The sequence below is a fragment of the Streptomyces sp. NPDC101132 genome, from assembly GCF_044759225.1.
GTDB lineage: Bacteria > Actinomycetota > Actinomycetes > Streptomycetales > Streptomycetaceae > Streptomyces.
The window spans coordinates 60,222-76,181 of the sequence record NZ_JBIVYX010000021.1; the positions used below are offsets into that span (position 1 = coordinate 60,222).

Annotated in this window: 11 protein-coding genes; 5 read left to right on the forward strand and 6 right to left on the reverse strand. The window is 73.1% G+C overall.

What is annotated here, in order from left to right; translation table 11 throughout:
• Positions 1-256 precede the first annotated feature (256 nt).
• Both ACIQUR_RS33560 and ACIQUR_RS33565 read left to right on the forward strand, forming a co-directional pair.
• Positions 257-1,990 carry an ABC transporter ATP-binding protein gene (locus ACIQUR_RS33560; RefSeq protein ID WP_403672852.1) on the forward strand — a complete coding sequence of 578 codons (1,734 nt, stop codon included), beginning with the start codon at positions 257-259 and terminating at the stop codon, positions 1,988-1,990.
• A complete protein-coding gene (locus ACIQUR_RS33565; protein ID WP_403672854.1) occupies positions 1,987-3,909 on the forward strand; it encodes an ABC transporter ATP-binding protein in 1,923 nt (640 codons plus the stop codon). The genes ACIQUR_RS33560 and ACIQUR_RS33565 overlap by 4 nt, the downstream gene beginning before the upstream one ends.
• 99 nt (positions 3,910-4,008) lie before the next feature.
• Here ACIQUR_RS33565 and ACIQUR_RS33570 read toward each other — a convergent pair whose 3' ends face one another.
• Positions 4,009-4,797: a TetR/AcrR family transcriptional regulator gene (locus ACIQUR_RS33570; RefSeq protein WP_403672857.1), complete on the reverse strand. Its 789-nt coding sequence runs from the start codon at positions 4,795-4,797 to the stop codon at positions 4,009-4,011.
• Positions 4,798-4,964: 167 nt separating this feature from the next.
• Between ACIQUR_RS33570 and ACIQUR_RS33575 the strand changes: the two genes are divergently transcribed.
• The gene (locus tag ACIQUR_RS33575) at positions 4,965-6,464 is read left to right on the forward strand and encodes an MFS transporter (RefSeq protein ID WP_403672860.1); all 1,500 of its coding nucleotides are present in this window, start codon (positions 4,965-4,967) and stop codon (positions 6,462-6,464) included.
• A gap of 84 nt (positions 6,465-6,548) precedes the next feature.
• Here ACIQUR_RS33575 and ACIQUR_RS33580 read toward each other — a convergent pair whose 3' ends face one another.
• From ACIQUR_RS33580 to ACIQUR_RS33600, 5 genes are all read right to left on the reverse strand, one after another.
• Positions 6,549-7,688, reverse strand: a complete 1,140-nt coding sequence (locus ACIQUR_RS33580; RefSeq protein ID WP_403672863.1) for an RNA polymerase sigma factor — start codon at positions 7,686-7,688, stop codon at positions 6,549-6,551.
• 210 nt (positions 7,689-7,898) lie between these two features.
• Positions 7,899-9,800, reverse strand: coding sequence for a DNA primase (gene dnaG, locus ACIQUR_RS33585; RefSeq protein WP_403672865.1), 1,902 nt, complete (start codon positions 9,798-9,800; stop codon positions 7,899-7,901).
• Between the two features lie 34 nt (positions 9,801-9,834).
• On the reverse strand, positions 9,835-11,124 hold the full coding sequence (locus ACIQUR_RS33590) for an NAD(P)/FAD-dependent oxidoreductase (protein ID WP_403672868.1): 1,290 nt from the start codon (positions 11,122-11,124) through the stop codon (positions 9,835-9,837).
• Between the two features lie 107 nt (positions 11,125-11,231).
• Positions 11,232-12,569 carry a deoxyguanosinetriphosphate triphosphohydrolase gene (locus ACIQUR_RS33595; RefSeq protein WP_403672870.1) on the reverse strand — a complete coding sequence of 446 codons (1,338 nt, stop codon included), beginning with the start codon at positions 12,567-12,569 and terminating at the stop codon, positions 11,232-11,234.
• Positions 12,570-12,700: 131 nt separating this feature from the next.
• A complete protein-coding gene (locus ACIQUR_RS33600; protein ID WP_403672873.1) occupies positions 12,701-13,426 on the reverse strand; it encodes a sirohydrochlorin chelatase in 726 nt (241 codons plus the stop codon).
• A gap of 359 nt (positions 13,427-13,785) precedes the next feature.
• On the opposite strand from ACIQUR_RS33600, the gene ACIQUR_RS33605 reads away from it, so the two are divergent.
• Both ACIQUR_RS33605 and ACIQUR_RS33610 read left to right on the forward strand, forming a co-directional pair.
• Positions 13,786-14,439 (forward strand): vancomycin high temperature exclusion protein, encoded by a 654-nt coding sequence (locus tag ACIQUR_RS33605; RefSeq protein WP_403672876.1) that lies wholly within the window; start codon positions 13,786-13,788, stop codon positions 14,437-14,439.
• 60 nt (positions 14,440-14,499) lie between these two features.
• The gene (locus tag ACIQUR_RS33610; RefSeq protein WP_403672879.1) at positions 14,500-15,264 is read left to right on the forward strand and encodes a glucose 1-dehydrogenase; all 765 of its coding nucleotides are present in this window, start codon (positions 14,500-14,502) and stop codon (positions 15,262-15,264) included.
• Positions 15,265-15,960 lie beyond the last annotated feature (696 nt).

Consider the following 15,960-nt stretch of genomic DNA (forward strand, 5'->3'; position numbering starts at 1 on the left):
GGGGGCGCCCGGGGGGCGCGCCGCCCGGGCGGGCCCCCTCCAGCCCCCCCCCCCGGGGACCAAGCACCCCGCGGCGCCTTGGGGCCCCCGGGCCGGGGCGGGGCCCCCCGCCCCCGCCCGGCTCCGGCCGCCGCCCTACGACCCGCGGGGCGGCGGCTACTCCTTTTGACCGGCCTTTGCGAAAACCGGTGGGTCCCGACTGGGCGGGTGTCGGAAGATGGGGTGACCCCCGATCTTGCCGACCCGGAGCCTGCGCGTGCTCATACGACTTCTGCGGACCCATCTGGGTCCGTACCGGAAACCGATCGCCCTGCTGGTGCTGCTGCAGCTGCTGCAGACCAGCGCCACCCTCTACCTGCCCACGCTGAACGCCGACATCATCGACAACGGTGTCATCGAGGGCGACACCGGCTACATCCTGGGCTTCGGCGCCCTGATGCTCGGCGTCAGCCTCGTGCAGCTGGTGTGCAACGTCGGAGCCGTCTACTACGGCGCGCGGACCGCGGCGGCCCTCGGCCGGGACGTGCGCGCCGCGGTGTTCGACCGGGTGCAGAGCTTCTCCGCGCGCGAGCTCGGCCAGTTCGGGGCTCCGTCGCTGATCACCCGCACCACGAACGACGTCCAGCAGGTCCAGATGCTGGTGCTGATGACGTTCACGCTGATGGTCTCCGCGCCGATCATGTGCGTGGGCGGCATCGTCATGGCGCTCTCGCTGGACGTGAAGCTGTCCGGCGTGCTGCTCGGCGTGGTGCCGGTGCTCGGCATCGCGGTCGGCTCGATCGTCTGGAAGACGCAGCCGCTGTTCCGGCAGATGCAGAAGCGCCTCGACACGGTGAACCGGGTGCTGCGCGAGCAGATCAGCGGCAACCGGGTGATCCGCGCGTTCATCCGGGACGGCTACGAGGAGGAGCGCTTCCGGAAGGCCAACACCGAGCTGACCGACGTGTCCCTGTCGGCCGGCCGCCTGATGGCGCTGATGTTCCCCACCGTGATCATCGTGATCAACTTCTCCAGCGTGGCCGTCATCTGGTTCGGCGCGATGCGCATCGACAGCGGCGGCATGGAGATCGGCGCGCTGACGGCCTTCCTCGCCTACCTGCTGCAGATCGTCATGTCCGTGATGATGGCCACCTTCATGTTCATGATGGTGCCGCGCGCCTCGGTCTGCGCCGAGCGCATCCAGGAGGTGCTCGGCACCGAGAGCTCCGTGCTGCCGCCGGCCGAGCCGGTGCGCGAACTGGCCCGCCGCGGCTCGCTGGAGCTGCGCGGCGCGGACTTCCGCTACCCGGGCGCCGAGGCCTCCGTCCTGGTCGGCGTGGACCTGGTGGCCCGGCCCGGCGAGACGACCGCGATCATCGGGTCCACGGGCAGCGGCAAGTCCACGCTGCTGGGGCTCGTACCGCGGCTGTTCGACGCGACCGGCGGCGAGGTGCTCGTCAACGGCGAGGACGTCCGCCGGATCGACCCCGAGCTGCTGGCCGGCACGGTGGGCATGGTGCCGCAGAAGCCGTACCTGTTCTCCGGGACCGTGGCGACCAACCTGCGCTACGGACGGCCCGACGCGACCGACGCGGAGCTGTGGCGGGCCCTGGAGGTCGCCCAGGCCAGGGAGTTCGTGGAGGCCCTGGAGGGCGGCCTGGACGCGCCCGTCACGCAGGGCGGCACGAACGTCTCCGGCGGCCAGCGCCAGCGTCTGGCCATCGCGCGCACCCTGGTGCAGCGCCCGGAGATCTACCTCTTCGACGACTCGTTCTCGGCCCTCGACTACGCCACGGACGCCGCGCTGCGCGCCGCCCTGGCCCGCGAGACCGAGGACGCGACCGTCGTCATCGTCGCGCAGCGCGTGTCCACGATCCGCGACGCCGACCGGATCCTGGTCCTCGACGAGGGCCGGGTCGTGGGCGCCGGCCGGCATCACGAGCTGATGGCGGACAACGAGACCTACCGGGAGATCGTGCTCTCCCAGCTGACGGAGGCGGAAGCCGCATGAGCGGGCCCGGCGGACGGATGATGATGGGACCGGCCCAGCGGTCCATGGACTTCAAGGGGTCCGGCAAGCGGCTGCTGCGCCAGCTCGCCCAGGACAGGGCCAAGCTGTGGGGCATGGTCGTCGCGGTCTTCGGCAGCGTCGTGGCCACCGTGATCGGCCCGAAGATCCTCGGCAAGGCCACCGACCTGGTGTTCGCCGGGATCGTGGGCCGCCGGATGCCGGCCGGCCTGACCAAGGAGCAGGCCCTGGAGGGCTTGCGCGCCAAGGGCGAGGGCGGCACGGCCGACATGCTCTCGGGGACGGACTTCACCCCGGGCGAGGGCATCGACTTCGGCGCGGTGGGCCAGGTGTGCGTGCTCGCGCTGGTGGTGTTCGCGGCGTCCGGCCTGCTGATGCTGGTGGCCACGCGGCTGTCCAACCACGTGATGAACGGCATGGTCTACCGGATGCGGGAGGAGCTCCAGGCGAAGCTGTCGCGGCTCCCGCTGTCGTACTTCGACCAGCAGAAGCGCGGCGAGGTGCTGAGCCGGGCGACCAACGACATCGACAACATCGGGCAGACCCTGCAGCAGACCATGGGCCAGCTGCTGAACTCGCTGCTGACGATCGTCGGCGTGCTGGCGATGATGTTCTGGATCTCGCCGCTGCTCGCGCTGGTGGCGCTGGTGACCGTGCCCGTCTCGATCGTGATCGCGACGAAGATCGGCAAGAAGTCGCAGCCGCAGTTCGTGGAGCAGTGGAAGACCACGGGCAAGCTGAACGCCCACGTCGAGGAGATGTACTCGGGCCACACGCTGGTGAAGGTGTTCGGCCGGCAGAGGGAGTCCGCGGAGACCTTCGCCGAGCAGAACGAGGCGCTGTACCGGGCCTCCTTCCGGGCGCAGTTCGTCAGCGGCATCATGCAGCCGGTGATGATGTTCGTCTCGAACATCAACTACGTGCTGGTGGCCGTGGTCGGTGGTCTGCGGGTGGCCTCCGGCACCCTGTCGATCGGCGACGTGCAGGCCTTCATCCAGTACTCGCGCCAGTTCTCGATGCCGCTGACGCAGGTGGCGTCGATGGCGAACCTGGTGCAGTCGGGCGTGGCGTCCGCGGAGCGGGTGTACGAACTCCTCGACGCGGACGAGCAGGAGCCGGACCCCGAGGTGGCGGAGCGCCCGGAGGAGCTGCGCGGCCAGGTGACCTTCGACAAGGTGGCCTTCCGCTACGTGCCGGACAAGCCGCTGATCGAGGACCTCTCGCTGACGGTCGACCCGGGCCACACGGTGGCCATCGTGGGCCCCACCGGCGCCGGCAAGACCACGCTGGTCAACCTGCTGATGCGGTTCTACGAGGTGACCGGCGGCCGGATCGCGCTGGACGGCGTGGACATCGCCAAGATGACCCGCGAGGAGCTGCGCGCCGGCATCGGGATGGTCCTCCAGGACACCTGGCTGTTCGGCGGCACGATCGCGGAGAACATCGCGTACGGCGCGGCGCGCGAGGTGAGCCGGGCGGAGATCGAGGCGGCGGCGCGGGCCGCGCACGCGGACCGGTTCATCCGGACCCTGCCCGACGGCTACGACACGGTGCTGGACGACGAGGGCCAGGGGGTCAGCGCGGGCGAGAAGCAGCTGATCACCATCGCGCGGGCGTTCCTGTCGGACCCGGTGATCCTGGTACTCGACGAGGCGACGAGCTCCGTGGACACCCGTACGGAGGTGCTGATCCAGAAGGCGATGGCCCGGCTGGCGCACGGCCGGACCTCGTTCGTGATCGCGCACCGCCTCTCCACGATCCGGGACGCGGACGTGATCCTGGTGATGGAGGACGGCTCGATCGTGGAGCAGGGCACGCACGAGGAGCTGCTGGCGGCGGGCGGCGCGTACGCGCGGCTGTACGCGGCCCAGTTCGCGCAGGCGGTGGCCGAGGTCGACTGACCGTACGCGCCTGCCGCCGGCCGTACGCCGCCGGGCCCGGTCCCCCCTCGTGGGGCCGGGCCCGGCGGCGTTTCCGGGGGCTGTCGGGCCCCCACCGGGTCAGCGCGGCAGGCGCAGGGCGAGGCCGTCGAGGACGACCTCCATGCCGTAGGCGAACTTCGCGTCGCGGATCGCCTGCGGCGAATCGGGGGCGCCGGCCGGGGAGGCGGGGGCGCCGGCCGGAGAGGCGGCGGCGTCCGGCTCGGCCGCGACGAGCCGGGCGGCGGCCTCGCCGTACGCGTCCTGCAGGTGCTCGTGGCCCGCGGCGGCCTGCTGGGCGGCGGGCATGAGGCGGGCGATGAAGGCGGCCTCGGTCTCGCCGGTGCGGGCGACCGTGGTCAGCCAGGCGGCCTCGGTGGTGCTCATGCCGATGACGTACGAGAACACGGTGTCGATGGCGCGGCTCGGCTCGGGGAAGCCGACGGCCGTGAAGAGGGCGGCGAGCCGCTCGGAGTACGCCATCAGGTTGGGGCCGAGGTAGGCGAGGCCGGCCTGGCCGAGGACCGAGGACAGCCAGGGGTGCCGGAGGGCCGTGGCGCGGAAGGAGCTCGCGGCGGCGGTGACGTCCGCGCGCCAGTCGGGGCCGGCGGCGGGGACGTGGACCTCGGCGCAGACCTCGTCCACGGCGAGCTCCATCAGCTCGTCCTTGGTGGCGACGTGCCGGTAGAGGGAGGTCGCGCCGGCGTTCAGGCGGGCGGCCAGCTTGCGCATGCTGAGGGCTTCGATGCCGTCGGCGTCGAGCATGGCGATGGCCTCGCGGACGATCGCGGCCCGGCTGAGCGCGGGCTGGTCGGCCTCGCGCTGCCCGCGGGCCCACACGGACGGGATCGGCTTCGTCTTCTCGGCCATAGGGCTCGCTCCTCCACCTGCCACTGCCGGCCACCGCCTGGCATGCGTACACCGTTCGCAGTGAGCGTACAGGATCCACTCTTGCGCACACTGTTCCGGCATGCGTACAGTGTGCGCATCAAAGGAACAGTGTTCGCAACCGAGGCGAGAGCCGAGAGGAAACTCCCATGGAAAGCCGCAACCCACGCCGCTGGTGGATCCTGGTCGTGCTCTGCCTGAGCACCCTGGTCCTGGTCGTCGACAACATGGCGCTGACCGTGGCGGTCCCCGCGATGATCGAGGACATCGGCGCGTCGGCCCAGGACACCCAGTGGATCCTGGACTCGTACATCCTGGTCTTCGCCGGCCTCCTGCTCACCTCCGGAAGCCTCGGCGACCGGTTCGGCCGCCGCAGGATCATGGTCCTCGGCCTGCTGCTCTTCGGGGCCGCCTCACTGGCCGCCACCTTCTGCACCACGCCCGGCGAGGTCATCGCCGTACGCACCGCGATGGGTGTCGGCGGAGCGCTGATCATGCCCTCGACCCTGTCGATCCTGATCACGGTCTTCGACGAGGACGAGCGTCCCAAGGCGATGGCGGCGTGGGGCTCGGTCTCCATGCTCGGGCTGGTCGGCAGCCCGGTCCTGGGCGGCGTGCTGATCGACCACTTCTCCTGGCACTCGATCTTCTTCATCAACGTCCCGGTCGTGGTGCTCGCCGTCGTCGCCGCCCTCACCCTGATGCCGGAGTCCAGGGCCCCCTGGCAGAAGCCCGACCCGCTCGGCGCGGTGCTCTCGGCGGCCGGCATGACCGCCCTCGTCTGGTGGATCATCGAGATCCCGCAGCACGGCGCGTTCGGCGGCCGCTCCACGGTCACGCTGGCGGTCGCGGTCCTCGCCCTGGCCGGGTTCGTGGTCTGGGAGAACGTCACCCCCGCGCCGATGGTCCCGCTGGTCCTCTTCAAGCACCGCAACTTCAGCGGCGGTTCGCTCTCCCTGGCCCTGGTCCAGATCGGCAACGGCGGTCTGCTGCTGGTCCTCACCCAGTACCTGCAGTCGGTGCTCGGCTACTCGCCCGTCAAGGCCGGGCTGGCATTCACCCCGCTCGCCGTGGCGGCCCTGGTCGGCAACGGCGTGGGTGCCAAGCTCGCCCCGAAGGCCGGCCACCGCCACCTGATCCTGGCCGGCATGGCCCTGATGGCCGGTTCGTTCGCCCTGCTGACCACCGTCTCCGCCGACTCGGGCTTCGCCGTCCCGGCCGTCGCCCTCGGCCTGCTCGGCCTCGGTGCCGGCCTGGCCATGCCGGCCGCCGTGGGCGCCCTGATGGGCACCATCCCGGCCGACAAGGCGGGCGTCGGCTCGGCCCTGAACGACACCATCCAGCAGGCCGGTACGGCGCTGGGCATCGCGATCCTCGGCTCGCTGCTGACCAGCACCTTCGCCCGGGAGATGCCGGCCGGGGCGCCCGAGCAGGCCAAGCAGTCCATCGCCGGGGCGCTGTCCGCCGCCCAGGGCGACGCGGGGCTGGTCCGGGCCGCGCGGGAGGCGTTCACGGCCTCGATGTCGACGACCTTCACCATCAGCGCGATCGGCGTCCTCGCGGCGGCCCTGCTGGCCACCGTGGTGATGCGGGACAGGAAGGCCGAGCCCGTCGCGGAGACCGAGCCGGAGCACGTGCCGGCCGCCTGAACCGCCGGGCCGCGGCGCGGTGGACGCTACGGCGGAGGCCGGCACCCCCTCGGGGTGCCGGCCTCCGCCGTCGGGCGGGCCCGGTCAGTCCAGGTAGCCGCGGAGCTGGTCCGCGAAGGCGTGGTCGCGGAGCTTGTTGAGGGTCTTGGACTCGATCTGGCGGATCCGCTCGCGCGTGACGCCGAAGATCCGGCCGATCTCCTCCAGCGTGCGGGGGCGGCCGTCCATCAGTCCGTACCGCAACTGCACGACCTTCCGCTCGCGTTCGCCGAGCGTGGAGAGCACGGCCTCCAGGTGCTCGCGCAGCAGGAAGAAGGCCGCCGACTCCACCGGGGAGGTGGCGTCGCCGTCCTCGATCAGGTCGCCGAGCGCCACGTCGTCCTCCTCCCCCACGGGCGCGTGCAGCGAGACCGGCTCCTGGGCCAGCCGCAGCACCTCGCTCACCCGCTCGGGAGAGAGCTCCAGGTGGTTCGCGACCTCCTCGGCCGTGGGCTCGTACCCGCGCTCCTGGAGCATCCGGCGCTGCACCCGCACCACGCGGTTGATCAGCTCCACGACGTGCACCGGGACGCGGATCGTGCGCGCCTGGTCGGCCAGGGCGCGGGACATGGCCTGGCGGATCCACCAGGTCGCGTACGTCGAGAACTTGTAGCCGCGGGCGTAGTCGAACTTCTCCACGGCCCTGATCAGCCCGAGGTTGCCCTCCTGGACCAGGTCCAGCATGGTCAGGCCGCGGCCGACGTACCGCTTGGCGACGGAGACCACGAGCCGCAGGTTCGCCTCGATCAGGCGCCGCTTGGCCATCCGGCCCATCACGACCAGCCGGTCGAGGTCGACGGCGAGCTGTGAGTCGAGGTCGGGGGTGCTGCCGAGCTTCTCCTCGGCGAAGAGACCCGCCTCGACGCGGCGGGCGAGCTCCACCTCCTCGGCCGCGGTGAGCAGGGGTATCCGGCCTATCTCCCGCAGGTACTGCCGGAACAGGTCCGAGGACGGGCCCCCGGACTCCGCCACCTTGCGCGGCAGCGGGATCTCGGCGGCCTCCCCCTCGGGTTCGGCGCCGGACTCCGGCGGCTCTGCCTCCAGCGCGGGCCCGTCGGCCTCCGGCCCGTCCGCCACCGGCCCCTCCTCGGGCCCGCCCGCGAGTCCGGCCCCGGGCGCGGCCTCGCGGTGCTCCTCCACCCGGGTGTCCGGGGTCACGGCTTCGGTCAGGGTCTGGGTCTGCACGGGGGCGACCTCCTGGGCTCCGAGGACTCAGGCACCGCAACTCAGTGTGGAGTACGACACATCACCGCCACGAGGGGCGTGCGAGCACTTTTTGAGTCCGGTGCGTGACCGGATGGTTACCCCCCGCCGGGATTCCCGAAGCAGCCCGTACGCACGTACGAGGAGCGGCGCGGTGGGCGGTGGCCCGGGGGACGGGCCGTCGGAGTGTCCCTAGAGGGCCGCGGCGCCGTTGTTGCGCAGGGACTGGCGGTACTGCTGGAGCACCCAGAGTTCCTGCTGGAGCGCCGTGACCTGCTCGGCCGGGGCGTGGCTGGCCAGCCGGGCCATCGCGCCCTGGACCTCCTGGAAGCGGCGGTCGACCGCGCGCAGCCGTACCTGGACGAGCTGCTCGCCCGCGTACGCCTCGTCCGGGGACTTGTGCCGGATGGCCTCCACGGCCAGCTCGGTCACCAGCGCGCGGACCGTGTCGTTCGGCGCCGCGTCGCGGACCCGGGCGAGGTAGTCCTCCCCGGACGACACCACGCCGCCGGCCTCGGCGATGGCCTGGCGGACCGTCGCGTAGGGCGGTGCGGTGAACTCGTCCACCCCGTACGCGTCGAAGGTCGGCGAGACCAGTTCGGGCCGCTGGAGGGCCAGCTTGAGGAGCTCCCGCTCGGTGAGGTGCACGGGGTTGCGGAGGTTCAGCGCCGGTCCGGCCGGCTGGGCCGCGGGCGCGGGCACCTGCTCGTACGCCTGACGGCGCTGCTGCGGCCGGTCCGGCTGCTTGCCGCCGCGCTCGCGCGCCCAGCGGGCCAGCTGCGCCACCCGCTTGACCACGAACTGCTCGTCGCGCACGCCCAGCATCCCGGCCAGCTGCACGGCGGACTCGTGCTGGATCGCGATGTTCTTGATGTTGGCGACCACCGGCGCGGCCTCGTCCAGCGCGGCCGCCCGGCCCGCCGGGTTGTCGAGGTTGTGGCGGGAGACGATGTGCCGCAGCGCGAACTCGAACAGCGGGGTCCGGGACCCGACCAGGTCCTGCACCGCCGCGTCGCCCTTCGCGAGGCGCAGCTCGCACGGGTCCATGCCGCCCGGCGTGATCGCGATGGAGGTCTCCGCGGCGAACTTCTGGTCGTCCTCGAAGGCCCGCAGGGCGGCCTTCTGTCCGGCGGCGTCGCCGTCGAACGTGAAGATCACCTCGGCGGTGGCGTTGTCCATCAGCAGGCGGCGCAGGATCTTGATGTGGTCGCCGCCGAAGGCGGTGCCACAGGTCGCGATCGCCGTGGTCACGCCGGCGAGGTGGCAGGCCATGACGTCCGTGTAGCCCTCGACCACCACGGCCGTGGAGGTCTTGGCGATCTCCTTCTTGGCCAGGTCGATGCCGTAGAGGACCTGGGACTTCTTGTAGATCGCCGTCTCGGGGGTGTTCAGGTACTTCGGGCCGTTGTCGTCGTCGCGCAGCTTGCGCGCGCCGAAGCCGACGACCTCGCCGGTGATGTCGCGGATGGGCCACATCAGCCGGCCCCGGAAACGGTCGATCGGCTTGCCGCTGCGGCTGTCCTGGGCCAGGCCGGACAGCAGGAGCTCCTTGTCGCTGAAGCCCTTGCCGCGCAGGAAGCGGGTGAGGTGGTCCCAGCCCGCGGGGCTGTAGCCGACGCCGAAGTGGGCGGCCGCCGCCTGGTCGAACCCGCGGCCGGCCAGGAACTTCCGGGCGATCTCCGCCTCGGGGCCCTCCAGCTGGCCGACGTAGAACTCCGCCGCGGCCTTGTGCACCTCGACGAGCCGGATCCGCTCGCCGCGGCCGCTCTGGCCGGGGGTGTAGCCGCCCTCCTCGTACCGGAGGGTGATGCCCGCCTGGCCGGCCAGCCGCTCCACCGCCTCCGAGAAGGAGAGGTGGTCGATCTTCATGATGAAGTCGAGGGTGTCCCCGCCCGCCTGGCAGCCGAAGCAGTGGTACAGGCCCTTGCTCGGACTGACCTGGAAGGACGGGGACTTCTCGTCGTGGAAGGGGCAGAGGCCCTTGAGGTTGCCGCCGCCGGCGTTCCGCAGCTGGAGGTACTCGGACACCACGGCGTCGATCGGGACCGCGTCCCGTACCGCCTTCACGTCGTCGTCGTTGATCCTGCCTGCCACGCGTGAAGTCTACGGCCGGGGCACGGCGATCCGGTCAGCCGGTCGCCTCCCGCCCCTCCTGTGCCTCCAGGAGCGAGGCGAGCGGCACCGAGGGATCGGCCAGGGCCTCCCCGCCGGGCCGCGCACCCGTCCTGATCAGGGCCTGGATGGACTCGGTGACGTCCCACACGTTCATGTTGAGGCCGGCGATCACGCGCCCGCCGGCCAGCCAGAAGGCGATGAACTCGCGCTTGGCCACGTCGCCGCGGATCACCACCTCGTCGTACGAGCCGGGCGGCGCGTACCCCGAGTACTCCATGCCCATGTCGTACTGGTCGGAGAAGAAGTACGGCACCCGGTCGTACGCGACCTCCTGGCCCAGCATGGCCCGGGCGGCGGCCGGGCCGCCGTTGAGCGCGTTGGCCCAGTGCTCCACCCGCAGGCGGTGGCCCAGCAGCGGGTGCTCGGCCGCGGCCACGTCGCCCGCCGCGAACACGTCAGGGTCGGAGGTGCGCAGGCTCGCGTCCACGGCGATGCCGCCGCCGTCCGCACGGTCGGCCAGCACCAGGCCGGCCGCCTCGGCGAGGGCGGTGCGCGGGGCCGCGCCGATGGCGGCCAGCACGGCGTGCGCCGGGTGCTCGTCGCCGTCCGCGGTGCGGGCGGCCAGCACCATGCCGTCCTGGCCGACGATCTCCGCCAGGCGGGCGCCGAAGCGGAAGCGGACGCCGTGCTCGGTGTGCAGGTCGGCGAAGATCCGGCCCAGCTCGGGGCCGAGCACCGCGTGCAGCGGGGTGGGCTCCGGCTCGATCACGGTGACCTCGGCGCCGTAGCCGCGGGCGGCGGCGGCCACCTCCAGGCCGATCCAGCCGGCTCCGGCGATCACCAGGTGGCCGTTGTCCCTGCCCAGCGTCACCAGGACCCGGCGCAGCCGCTCGGCGTGCGCGAGGCGGCGCAGGTGGTGCACCCCCGCCAGATCGGTGCCGGGGATGTCGAGGCGGCGCGGCTCGGCACCGGTGGCCAGCAGCAGCCGGTCGTACGGGACGACGGTGCCGTCGCCCAGCTCCACGGTCTTGGCCGCGCGGTCCAGGTGGACGGCCGGCTGGCCGAGGTGCAGCTCGATGTCGGAGCGGGCGTACCAGGCCGGCTCGTGGACGAACACGCTGTCGCGCTCCTCCTTGCCGGTCAGATAGCCCTTGGACAGGGGCGGCCGTTCGTACGGATGGTCGCGCTCGTCGCAGATGAGGATCACCCTCCCGGTGAACCCCTCGGCCCGCAGCGTCTCTGCCGCCTTGGCCCCGGCCAGTCCCCCGCCGACGATGACGAACGTCCGGTGTGCGTCGACCACCTGATGCCTCCTCATAACCTCCGCGCCATGACCTCGTCGCCACGGGCGGCCACATGCGAGCGTCCCGCACCGAGCCTGCCTCGGGAAGAGGGAGTGGCCCGATCAGCTCACCCCCGGCGCGTCGTGAGCCGGGCGTGCAGGGACCGGGCCGAGGCGTCCGTGAGGGAGGCGATCTGGTCGACGACCACCCGTTTGCGCGCGCGGTCGTCGGGAGCCGCGTCGAAGAGCGCCCGGAACTGCGGATCGAGGCCCTCGGGGGCGCGGACGCTGAGCGCCTCGGCCAGTTCGGCCAGGACGATCCGCTGGTCGGCGCGGAGCCGCTCCTGCTCGTCGCGCTGCATCACGTACAGGTCGGCGACGGCCTTGAGCACCGCGCATTCGTTCCGCGTGGCGCGCGGGACGACCAGTTCCGCCGCGTACCGGGTGAGCCGGCCGGAGCCGTACGCCTCCCGGGTGGCGCCCTCGGCGGCGAGGCAGAAGCGGCCGATGAGCTGGCTGGTGGCGTCCTTCAGGCGGGCCTGGGCGACGGCCGAGCCGTCGTACCCGTGCGGCCACCAGTCCTCCTCCATCAGACGGTCCAGCGCCTCCCGCAGCTCCTCGGGGTCGGTGTCCGCGGGGACGTACCGGCCGACGGCCACGGCCCAGATGGCGCGGCGCTCGGGCTCGGCGAAGAGGAGGTTGGGGTCGAGGTGGCCGGCGTGCAGGCCGTCCTCGAAGTCGTGCACCGAGTACGCGACGTCGTCGGACCAGTCCATGACCTGCGCCTCGAAGCACTTGCGGTCGGCGGGCGCGCCCTGCCGCAGCCAGTGGAAGACCGGCAGGTCGTCCTCGTACACCCCGAACTTCACGGAGGCCGGGTCGCTGGGGTGGCCGCCGCGCGGCCAGGGGTACTTGGTGGCCGCGTCGAGGGCGGCGCGGGTGAGGTTGAGGCCGACGCTGGCCGGCTCGCCGGTGCGCGGGTCGGCGACGAACCGCTTGGGTTCGAGGCGGGCGAGCAGGCGCAGCGACTGGGCGTTGCCCTCGAAGCCGCCGCAGTCCTTGGCGAAGTCGTTGAGCACCTCCTCGCCGTTGTGCCCGAAGGGCGGGTGGCCCATGTCGTGGGCCAGGCAGGCGGTCTCGACGAGGTCGGGGTCGCAGCCGAGGGCGGCGCCGAGCTCCCGGCCGACCTGGGCGCACTCCAGGGAGTGGGTCAGGCGGGTGCGGGGGCTGGCGTCCCAGTCCTGGGAGCGCGTGCCGGGCGTGACGACCTGCGTCTTGCCGGCGAGACGGCGCAGCGCGGCGGAGTGCAGCACGCGGGCGCGGTCGCGCTGGAAGGCGGTGCGGCCGGGGCGTTTGTCGGGCTCGGCGGCCCAGCGCTCGGTGGCCGACGGGTCGTACCCGGGGGTGGCCGGGTCGTACCCGGCTTCGGGCGGGTCGTACGAGGGGGCGGGTGCGGTGCCTTCCATGTCTCGACGTTAACCGGACGGACCGACAATCCGGAGGTCATCGCACCGTCCTCGCGGGGTCGTCGCGGGGTCGTCACGGGGCGCCGGGGGTCGACGGGGGTCGACGGCGGTCCTCCGGGGGCGGAGGGCCGTCAGGCCGTGGCGAGTTCGCGGCCGGCCGGGCGGTACGGCTGCGCGCAGGCCTGGTCGTAGCGGTGGAGCACCAGCCGCGCGAGGGCCGGGTGGTCGCCCAGGGGCGCGGCGGCGATCCCGGGCGCGGCGGCGGCGCTCTGGGTGGCGAAGCGCCCGGGGGCGGTGAAGTACGCGGCGAGGGCGGGTCGGTGGTGGCCCCGGGCGGCCAGGGCGCGTACCGCGGCGGGGACCGTGGGCGCCGCGGCGGAGGCGTAGGCCGGTACGACGGGGACGCCGTCGAGGCGCTCGGCGAGCTGTCCGGCGGTGGCCCGGGCGTCGGCGGCGGAGCGGGGGTCGAGGGAGCCCGCGCCGGCCAGCACGACGGCCGTGCCGGGGGTCCAGCCGGCCTCGGCGAGGCGGTCGCGGAGCGCTTCGACGAGGAGGGGGTGCGGGCCGAGCGGGGCGGCGACGCGGGTGCGCAGGTGGGCGGCGTCGGCCGCGGCGCGCGGGAGGTCGTGGGTGACGTGGTGGCCGCGGCCGAGGAGGAGGGGGACGAGGACCGCTTCCCCTCCCTCGGGCAGTGCGTCCAGGGTGCCGGTGAGGAGGGGGGCGGTCAGCTCGATGTGGCCGAGGCGGACGGGGAGGCCGGGGCGCAGCTCGCGGACGCGGCCGAGGAGTGCCTCGACGGTGGAGAGGGCACGTGGGTCCCGGCTGCCGTGGGCCACGAGGACGAGGGTGGGGGGCATGCGCGCGCTCCGGTGGGCCGGGCCCCCGGCGGGCGCAGGCCGCTGAGCTGGGTTCCGAGCTGCAGGGCGACGCGGCCGAGCAGCTCGGCCGCGCTGCCGAGGGGTGGGGACAGGGATTCGGGAGGGTGCACCGGCTCCGTCATGGACCGATCCTGGCGGGCGGAGATTGCCGGGGCGTTGCGTGGTGGTGACGGGTGTTTTCCGGTCGCTCACCCGACCGTTCCCCCCACTGAAAGGAACATCCGTACGAGTGAATCCCCGCCGGCCCGGGGAACCCCCGGTCGCCGCCCGCACGTCTGATCTTGCGAGGGGCCGCCACCGTGGCGCGCCCGGGGGCTGGCGGAAATCGGGGGGTCGGGATGAGCCGGGCATGGCGACGGCGGACGGTCCAGGCGGTGATGGCGTTGTGCGTGCTGGCGCTGCTGCCCTCGACCTGGACGCACGTGACCGCGGGGAACCGGCTGCGCGACACCGCCGACGCGCCCGCCTCGGACGTGGCGGTGGTCTTCGGGGCCGGGCTCTGGCGGGGCAGGCCCACGCCGTACCTCGCGCACCGGCTGGACGCGGCGGCGGAGCTGTACCGCGCGGGGCGGGTCAAGGTCGTGCTGGTCACGGGCGACAACAGCCGCGTGGAGTACGACGAGCCGGACGCGATGCGGGCGTACCTGACGGGGCACGGCGTGCCGGACGACCGGATCGTCAGCGACTACGCGGGCTTCGACACCTGGGACTCGTGCGTGCGGGCCAAGAAGATCTTCGGCGTGGAGCGGGCGGTCCTGGTCAGCCAGGGCTTCCACATACGCCGGGCGGTCGCGCTGTGCCAGGCCGCGGGCATCGACTCGTACGGGGTGGGCGTGGCCGCGGTGCACGACGCGACCTGGTACTACGGCGGGGTCCGCGAGGTGTTCGCCTCGGGCAAGGCCGCGCTGGACGCCGCCTTCAAGCCCGACCCGCACTTCCTCGGCCCGAAGGAGAAGGGGGTGTCCCAGGCCCTGGCCGCTCTGCCAGACTGACCGCACCAGCGATATGACGAACAGTCATATCCACCGGCGGCGGACGAGGGACGGAGCCCCATGACCAACCTGACGGACAAGGTCGTGCTCATCACCGGCGGGGCCCGCGGACTGGGCGCGGCGGCGGCATGGGCCGTCGTGGACGCGGGCGGACGGGTGCTGCTCACGGACGTGCTGGAGGACGAGGGCAAGGCCACGGCGGCGGAGCTGGGGGACGCGGCGCGGTTCCTGCGCCACGACGTGACCAGCGAGGCCGACTGGCAGGCGGCCGTGGAGTACGCGGTCGAGGAGTTCGGCCGGCTGGACGGCCTGGTCAACAACGCGGGCATAGCCACCGGCGAACTGCTGGAACACGAGTCGGTGGACCACTTCCGCCGGGTGGTCGAGGTCAACCTGGTCGGCGTCTTCATCGGCATCAGAACGGCGATCCCCCACCTCCGGTCCTCGGGCGGCGGCTCGATCGTCAACATCTCCTCGGCCGCGGGGCTCACGGGCCTGGCGCTCACCGCGGGGTACGGCGCCTCGAAGTGGGGGGTGCGGGGCCTGTCGAAGATCGGGGCGGTGGAGCTGGCGGAGGCCCGGATCCGCGTGAACTCGGTCCACCCCGGCATGACGCTCACCCCCATGACGGCGCCGGTGGGCATCCAGGCCGGCGAGGGCGGCTACCCCCGCACCCCGATGGGCCGCGTCGCCGTCCCGGAGGAGATCGGCCCGGCGGTCGCGTTCCTCCTGTCCGACGCGGCCTCGTACATCACGGGCGCGGAACTGGCGGTGGACGGCGGCTGGACGGCCGGCCTGACGGTGAACTACCTCAGGGGCGAATGACCCGTCCAAGCCCGGCGCGAGCCCCGGCCGGGGCGGGGGCCCGCTGGGCGGAATTGCCGACCGGTCATCCGCGGGCCCAGACGCCAGCAGGGCGCAGAACCGGCGCGAATCGGGCACCGGCATGGCGGGAACGGCGTCGCGTCCTCCCGGCGGGGGTCATCCCGCACCTGGCGGGCCCTGAGGTCCGCTGAGCGGAACTGTCGACCGGTCATCTGCGGGCCCAGACGCCGGCAGGGCTCGAAACCGGCACAAATCGCCCACCGGCATGACCAGAACACGCGTCGCGGCCTCCCGGCCCGGGGCCTCCGGCACCCGCCGGGCCGTGAGGTCCGCTGAGCGGAATTGTGGGCAGGTCATCCGCGGGCCCAGACGCCGGGAGGGCTCAGAACCGGCGGCTTTGCCGTGCTGGCGGGGTGATCGGCCCCGGACGGCCCGTGGCCGCCGGGACGGCCGAAGCGCGTAGCGATCTGTGGCGGCTTATGAAGGGGCACAGGCGGCCCGGAGGCCGCCGTGCCGTCCGGTGGGCCTACGGACGCTGTCGCGTCCGCCCCGTGGGGCGGGCCCGCACCGCGCTTCCGGGATCCGCACCCGGTACCGACAAGGGCATGGCTTCCCCCTGGGCGTCTTTTCTGGGGGTGTCCGCCGAGGGCTTTTGCCTCCGGGCCGGGGTGGTCTGTCAAGGGTGACCCGGAGGGT